Genomic DNA, 1047 nt, shown 5'->3' with positions numbered 1-1047 from the left:
CTTGTCCGATTTTCAAAGGTTTTAATGACTACTAACTGCTGTTTGCATCGCTAACGGCGAAGAGCCAAATATGTTTTATTTTTATTTAAGCTTGCTATAATCATTTTTTCCACCTCATCTTGCATTAAAAATATAATTTAATATTCTATTTTTCCTAGATATTCGTGCGATTAAGGCACATAAAAAGAGAGAAAAGGAAGTTAAAAATAACCAAAATGGATATGGAGAATATCGCGGCGTTAATTCGCGAAGATAATCTTTGGGAAAAATATTCACCCAAACAAAAAAACCAAAGATTAAACGAAAAATAAAAAAATGAGTTATTAGAATACAAAAAGTATGCTGGCCTATATACACCAAGAATTTGTTTAGTATAATTGAATACTCCAAAATTTTTGCAAAAATAAAAGTTAAATAAATACCACATATTACAGAAACAAATTGAATCGAAAGAGGAGGAAATTGCTTTGTTGGCCAATTCATTGGTAACTTCCCTTTAAAATAGAAAGACCCAAAAAAAATAACTATAATTATTGCAAATGGCAACATAAATTTGTGATCTATGTTTTTATGGAAAATATTGTGTTTTCTAAAAGTTAATCCCAAGAAAAAGAAAGACAATCCAAACATACTAATATCAAAATAATATGGTAAAGATATTTTATTGTTAATTAAAAACCATCCCGTAAAAGAAATTAATGACACTAATAATACTTCAGCACCAAAGAAATTCAATTTATTGGAAATGTCTGATATTATTTTAAAAATTATTTCTATAACAAAAAGAACTAAAAGGAACCATGTTGCTCCTCCAAAATCAGGAGTTCCCATCCATATGAACAAAATTTTTAATCGTTGAAATAAATTGATTGGCTCATTATTTTGTATCAATGAATATAAACTTGTTTTTTGCAAAGCAACATAAAATATTATATAAATAAAATTTATCAACAACATCGGAGCCAAAATTGTTTTAAACTTATGAACTTGAGTGTTGCAAAAACTTTGCTGTCGAGTAAGCGAAGTTAGAGTCGTTCTTTTAGAACC

Annotated in this window: 1 protein-coding gene; it reads right to left on the bottom strand. The window is 27.6% G+C overall.

The window, feature by feature from the left end:
- Window positions 1-114 precede the first annotated feature (114 nt).
- Window positions 115-1047: acyltransferase family protein (locus DQG13_RS30325; RefSeq protein WP_146767244.1), on the bottom strand; the 933-nt coding region annotated here is incomplete at its 5' end.

The sequence above is a fragment of the Paenibacillus sp. YN15 genome (assembly GCF_003285005.1).
Lineage (GTDB): Bacteria > Bacillota > Bacilli > Paenibacillales > NBRC-103111 > Paenibacillus_AR.
Note: the sequence above shows the minus strand (reverse complement) of the source record. Positions and strands in the feature narration are given on the sequence as shown.